This window comes from Streptomyces sp. NPDC002130 (genome assembly GCF_040296465.1).
Lineage (GTDB): Bacteria > Actinomycetota > Actinomycetes > Streptomycetales > Streptomycetaceae > Streptomyces.
Genome location: NZ_JBEOXI010000385.1, coordinates 1 through 5,338 on the forward strand (window position 1 = coordinate 1; position 5,338 = coordinate 5,338).

Here is a 5,338-nt window from a genome sequence, read left to right on the forward strand (position 1 = left end):
GAAGAGCGCCGAACCCACGTGCTGGATGTACTCGTTGAGCGCGTCCGTGGCCAGACTGCGCTGGATGGGGATGAAGCCCTCGCGGACGTCCCGCTGGAAGGCCAGGAAGAACAGGCCCGCGTCCAGGCGGCCGAGGCCGTCCGTGCCGTCGGTGAAGGAGTAGCCGCGGCGCAGGATCGTCGCCCCGTGGTTGGTGTCGGGGTGCGCGAGCCGGACGTGCGCGTCGGGCTTCATCGCCTTCAGGAACGGCTCGTCACGCTCCTTGGCCTTGCCGACCGGGGCGCCCTCGCCCTTGTCGCGGCCGAAGATGTCCTCCTGCTCCTGCAGCGAGGTGCGGTCCCAGGTCTCGATGTGCATGCGGATGCGGCGGGCGACCAGGTAGGAGCCGCCCTCCATCCAGGGCGGGCCGTCTTTGCCGTCCACCCAGACGAACTTCTTCAGGCGGTCCGTCTCCGTGCCCGCTATGTTGCGGGTGCCGTCCTTGAAGCCCATGAGGTTGCGCGGGGTCTGAGCCTCGGGCGTGGTGGAGGAGGTCTTGCCGAAGCCGAGTTGCGACCAGCGGATGACGACCTTGCCGAAGCCGATGCGGGCCAGGTTGCGCACGGCGTGGACCGCGACCTGTGGGTCGTCGGCGCAGGCCTGGATGCACAGGTCGCCGCCGCTGCGGTTCTTGTCGAGGTTGTCGCCCGCGAACTTCGGCAGATCGACCAGGGCCTCCGGGCGGCGGTCCGTGAGGTCGAACTTCTCGAACAGGGACGGGCCGAAGCCGATGGTGAGGGTCAGGCGGGAGGGCTTGAGGCCGAGTGCCTCGCCGGTGTCGTCGGGGGGTGCCTCGGCCAGGCCGCCGTAGGCGCCCTCGCCGACCGCCTGCCCGGCCGTCATGCGCCGGGCCGCCTCCGTCCAGTCCTTCAGCAGGTGGACGAAGGCCTCACGGTCGTCGGTCGTCACGTCGAACGCGGCGAAGTGCAGGCGGTCCTGGACCGGGGTGGCGATGCCCGCCTGGTGCGCGCCGTGGAAGGCGATCGCCGCACCGGCCGGCTCGGCGTCGTCCTCGGTGCGGGCCATCGCCACCGCGCCGCCCGCCGCGGCCGCGCCGAGCGCCAGGCCCGCGCCGCCCCAGCCGAGCAGGGAACGGCGGCTGGGAGAGGGGGAGCCGGTGTCCGTCATCGCTACTTCACCACGGCCGCGGCGAGCTTCGACAGCGGCTCCGCCAGGGCGTTGACCGCGTCCGAGAGCTCCTTGCGGTCGGCCTTGCCGACCTTGTCGTAGGAGGTGAAGTCGTACGACGTCGTGCTCGGGCGGTACTGGTCCAGCAGCTTGTCCAGGGCCGCGAACTGCTCGTCGAGTTCGGTGACGAGAGCGGCGTCGTTCTCCTTGGCGACCGGCTTCAGCAGGTCGTACGACTTCTGCGCGCCTTCGACGTTCGCCTTGAAGTCGACCAGGTCGGTGTGCGAGTAGCGCTCCTCCTCGCCGGTGACCTTGCCGGTGGCGACCTCGTCGAGGAGTTCCTTGGCGCCGTTGGCCATGGAGGTGGGGGTGATCTCGGCCTTGCCTACCCGGTTCTGCCAGTCCTTCAGGTCCTTGATCAGGAGGTCGGCGAGGTCCTTCTCGCGGTCGCCGATCTTCTTGTCCTGCCAGAGGGCCTTCTCCAGACGGTGCCAGCCGGTCCAGTCGGTGGCGGGGTCCTGGCCGTCCTCCAGGCCGTCCTCGCGGACGTCGACCTTGGGGTCGATGTCGCCGAACGACTCGGCGACCGGCTCGGTGCGCTCCCAGCCGATGCGGGAGGGGGCGTAGGCCTTCTTGGCCGCCTCGATGTCGCCGTCCTTGACGGCCTTGGCGAACGCCTCGGCCTTCGGCAGCGTCTCGTCGGCCTGCGCTTGCGCGTAGGCGCGGTAGGCCGCCACGGCCTTGTCCAGGCGCGGGTCGCGCTTGACGGCCTTGCCGCCGGTGGCCTTGACGGCCTGGCGGATGCCGTCGCCCTTCATGCCGGGCTTGCAGGCGATCTGGTAGTCACCGGCCTTCACCTCGGCGGTGACCCGCTGCTTGGTGCCGGGGCCTATGTTCTCCCGCTCGGTGACCACGCGGTCGTCGGGGAAGAGGACGTAGACCTCGGTGACCTTGGAGCCCTTGTTCTCGACGGCCAGCTCGACGTGCCCGGCCGGGAACTCCTTCTTCGACACCTGGCACTTGTCGTCGGTCGCCGTCACGTTGATCACGCGGTCGCCGCCCTTCGCGTCGCTCTTCTCGGTGCAGCCGGTGACGGCGGCCAGGGCCGCCGCGGCGGCGATGACGACGGAAGCGGGACGGGCGGGTCGCATGTGGGCTCCAGGAGAGAGGAAGGTGAGGCTCACCTAAGGGCAGCACATAAGGATTACCTAAGTGGCTCAAAGTCGCCCCCATGTTTGGGTCAAGGGAAGGTCAAAGGTCGCGATTCGGCCCGCGATGGGCCCCCGGCCTGCCCCGACACGCCCCGGCGCACGGAAGCGAGGTCCGGTGCGCACCGGTGGCGGCGAGCCCAGCCCACACACCACCCCGCCCCCATGTCCCCGGCGTGCACCCTTGACCATGGCATGCGCCGGCCATGCCGACGGCGGCCGGCTGCTGCTGAGGCAGAGTCGGGCCGGATCGTGGTCTGGTCCCTGCCCGGCGGTACCGGCCGCCTGGGACGACCTGGCCGACCGGGCGATGTTTGAATTCCCCTCGTGACTGACTACGACGTGCTCCGCGTCTTCTGCGGGCCGAACGGTGGGTACGGCAACGAACTCGGGGTCGTGCGCGAGGGTTCCGTGATGCCGGAGCGGGACGAGCGGCAGGCGTTCGCGGCGAAAGTCGGGTTCAGCGAGACCGTGTTCGTCGACGACCCCGAGCGCGGGGTGATCGACATCTACACGCCCACCCTGCGGCTGCCCTTCGCCGGACATCCCTGTGTCGGGACGGCATGGCTGCTCGACGTGCCCGAACTGGTGACGCCCGCCGGAGTGGTCGGGGCCCGGCAGGACGGGGAGTTCTGCTGGATCGAGGCCCGGGCGGAGTGGGCGCCGCCGCGGACGCTGCGGCAGTACGGCAGCGCCGCCGAGGTCGACGACCTGGCCGTGCCGCCGCCGGGGGAGTGGGTGTACGCCTGGGCGTGGGAAGACGAGCCGGCCGGACGGATCAGGGCCCGGGCCTTCCCCGGGCGGGGCGACGGCATCGACGAGGACGAGGCGACCGGGGCCGCGGCCCTGCTGCTCACCGACCGGCTGGGCCGGGCCCTCAACATCACCCAGGGCGCGGGCTCCCAGATCCTCACCGCGCCCCAGCCGGGCGGATGGACCGAGGTCGGCGGGCGGGTCCACCTCGAACGCTGACCCGGACGGAGCGCCTCCCTACGGGGGGGCGGGCCCCATCGCCGCGCGCGGGGGGCCCCGCCCGTTCACGCCGTGAGCGGGAACTCCGCACCCAGCGCCTCGAACATCCCGTTGTTCAGCCCGTACGCCCGCTTGCACTCGGCCACGACCCGTTGCCGCTCCAGCTCGTCACCGGGCAGCCCGTCCAGCAGCTCGCAGTAACTCCGCTTGAAGGCGGCCGGGTTGGAGATCTCCTCGAAGACGTAGAAGCGCACCCCGTCGCCCTTCCTCGGGAAACCCCACGTCTTCTCGGCCGTGTCGCGGATGATCTGCCCGCCGGAGAGGTCGCCCATGTAGCGGGTGTAGTGGTGGGCGACGTAACCGGCCGGCCAGGCGCGGGCGCATGCGCTGATCCGCTCCGCGTACTCCAGGGTGGCCGGCAGCGCGCTGACCGTCGTCCGCCAGCCGGGGCCGCGCAGATGCTCCAGGTCCTGCTCCAGTGCCGTCATGCGGAACAGCTCCGGACGGACGAAGGGGCCGGCCACCGGGTCCGCGGCCAGCCGCCGGGCGCCGGACTCCAGCGCTCCGTACACGAACCACAGCTGCTCCGTGTAGCGCGCGAACGCGTCCACCCCGAGCTTGCGTCCCAGCAGATCGCCGATGAAGGTCGAGCCCCTGACCTCCTCGTGCTGCTCGCGGGAAGCCGTCCGAAGGAGCGTCGAGAAGGATTCCATGCGCACACTTTTCCCGACGTGGTGTCGGTAAAAACCCCCGGCAGAAAAGGAACGGCCCGCTCTCTGCGGGAGAGCGGGCCGTGCGGGGATGTGCGGATGGGGGCTACGGCAGCGTGAGGATCTCCGCGCCCGAGTCCGTCACCACCAGCGTGTGCTCGAACTGGGCCGTCCGCCTCCGGTCCTTCGTCACGACCGTCCAGCCGTCGTCCCACATGTCGTACTCGTGCGTGCCGAGCGTCAGCATCGGCTCGATCGTGAACGTCATGCCGGGCTGGATGACGGTCGTCGCGTGCGGGCTGTCGTAGTGCGGGATGATCAGGCCCGAGTGGAACGACGAGTTGATGCCGTGCCCGGTGAAGTCCCGGACCACCCCGTAGCCGAAGCGCTTGGCGTACGACTCGATGACCCGGCCGATGATGTTGATCTGCCGGCCCGGCTTGACCGCCTTGATCGCCCGCTCCAGCGACTCCCGGGTCCGCTCGACCAGCAGCCGCGACTCCTCGTCGACGTCGCCCACCAGGTAGGTGGCGTTGTTGTCGCCGTGCACACCGCCGATGTACGCCGTCACGTCGAGGTTGACGATGTCACCGTCGCGCAGGACCGTCGAGTCCGGGATGCCGTGGCAGATGACCTCGTTGACGCTCGTGCACAGCGACTTGGGGAAACCGCGGTAGCCCAGCGTCGAGGGGTAGGCGCCGTGGTCGCACATGTACTCGTGCGCCGCCTTGTCCAGCTCGTCCGTGGTCACCCCGGGCGCGATCAGCTTCGCGGCCTCGGCCATCGCCCGGGCCGCGATCCGGCCGGCCACGCGCATCGCCTCGATCGTCTCGGGCGTCTGCACCTCCGGTCCGGTGTACGGCGTCGGCGCGGGCTTGCCGACGTACTCGGGGCGACGGATGTTTCCGGGCACGGAACGGATGGGGGACAGCTCCCCCGGGACGAGCAGCGACTGGCCAGACATGCCAGCGAGTCTAACCAGCGGCCATGGGGGAACATGACGATGGCGAGAGGAGCTGGTCATGGCCCTGTTCAAGAAGCGGACGGTCGGCAAGCCGGGTGAGTGGTACTACTGCCTGGAGCACAAGAAGGTCGAGGAGGGGCCGGAATGCCCCAACAAGGACCGGTTCGGGCCGTACGCCTCCCGCACGGAGGCCGAACACGCGATGGCGACCGCCCGTGAGCGCAACCTCCAGTGGGAGAACGACCCCAAGTGGCACGACGCACCGGCGGGCAGCCGGGACGACGAGAGCTGATCCCACCGACGCCCGGGGCCGCGGC

The 5,338-nt window shown here is 70.4% G+C and carries 6 protein-coding genes; 2 read left to right on the top strand and 4 right to left on the bottom strand.

Annotated features, from left to right (window positions below; genetic code table 11):
- Positions 1-1,167 (bottom strand): iron uptake transporter deferrochelatase/peroxidase subunit (efeB, locus tag ABT116_RS39035; protein WP_351644382.1); only part of this gene is annotated, 1,167 nt, incomplete at its 3' end.
- A gap of 2 nt (positions 1,168-1,169) precedes the next feature.
- Positions 1,170-2,318, bottom strand: a complete 1,149-nt coding sequence (efeO, locus tag ABT116_RS39040) for an iron uptake system protein EfeO (RefSeq protein WP_351644385.1) — start codon at positions 2,316-2,318, stop codon at positions 1,170-1,172.
- Positions 2,319-2,702: 384 nt separating this feature from the next.
- Between efeO and ABT116_RS39045 the strand changes: the two genes are divergently transcribed.
- Positions 2,703-3,347, top strand: a complete 645-nt coding sequence (locus ABT116_RS39045) for a PhzF family phenazine biosynthesis protein (RefSeq protein WP_344457450.1) — start codon at positions 2,703-2,705, stop codon at positions 3,345-3,347.
- A gap of 65 nt (positions 3,348-3,412) precedes the next feature.
- Here ABT116_RS39045 and ABT116_RS39050 read toward each other — a convergent pair whose 3' ends face one another.
- Positions 3,413-4,060, bottom strand: coding sequence for a biliverdin-producing heme oxygenase (locus tag ABT116_RS39050; RefSeq protein ID WP_351644389.1), 648 nt, complete (start codon positions 4,058-4,060; stop codon positions 3,413-3,415).
- Positions 4,061-4,163: 103 nt separating this feature from the next.
- Positions 4,164-5,021, bottom strand: a complete 858-nt coding sequence (gene map / locus ABT116_RS39055) for a type I methionyl aminopeptidase (RefSeq protein ID WP_351644392.1) — start codon at positions 5,019-5,021, stop codon at positions 4,164-4,166.
- A 58-nt stretch (positions 5,022-5,079) separates the two neighbouring features.
- Here map and ABT116_RS39060 point away from each other — a divergent pair, with 58 nt between their 5' ends.
- Positions 5,080-5,313: a hypothetical protein gene (locus ABT116_RS39060; protein WP_031105401.1), complete on the top strand. Its 234-nt coding sequence runs from the start codon at positions 5,080-5,082 to the stop codon at positions 5,311-5,313.
- Positions 5,314-5,338: the final 25 nt, after the last annotated feature.

Coding starts and splice junctions, on each gene's coding strand:
- ABT116_RS39060 (WP_031105401.1), top strand. CDS start 5,080: ATGGCCCTGTTCAAGAAGCGGACGGTCGGCAAGCCGGGTGAGTGGTAC.
- ABT116_RS39050 (WP_351644389.1), bottom strand. CDS start 4,060: ATGGAATCCTTCTCGACGCTCCTTCGGACGGCTTCCCGCGAGCAGCAC.
- efeO (WP_351644385.1), bottom strand. CDS start 2,318: ATGCGACCCGCCCGTCCCGCTTCCGTCGTCATCGCCGCCGCGGCGGCC.
- map (WP_351644392.1), bottom strand. CDS start 5,021: ATGTCTGGCCAGTCGCTGCTCGTCCCGGGGGAGCTGTCCCCCATCCGT.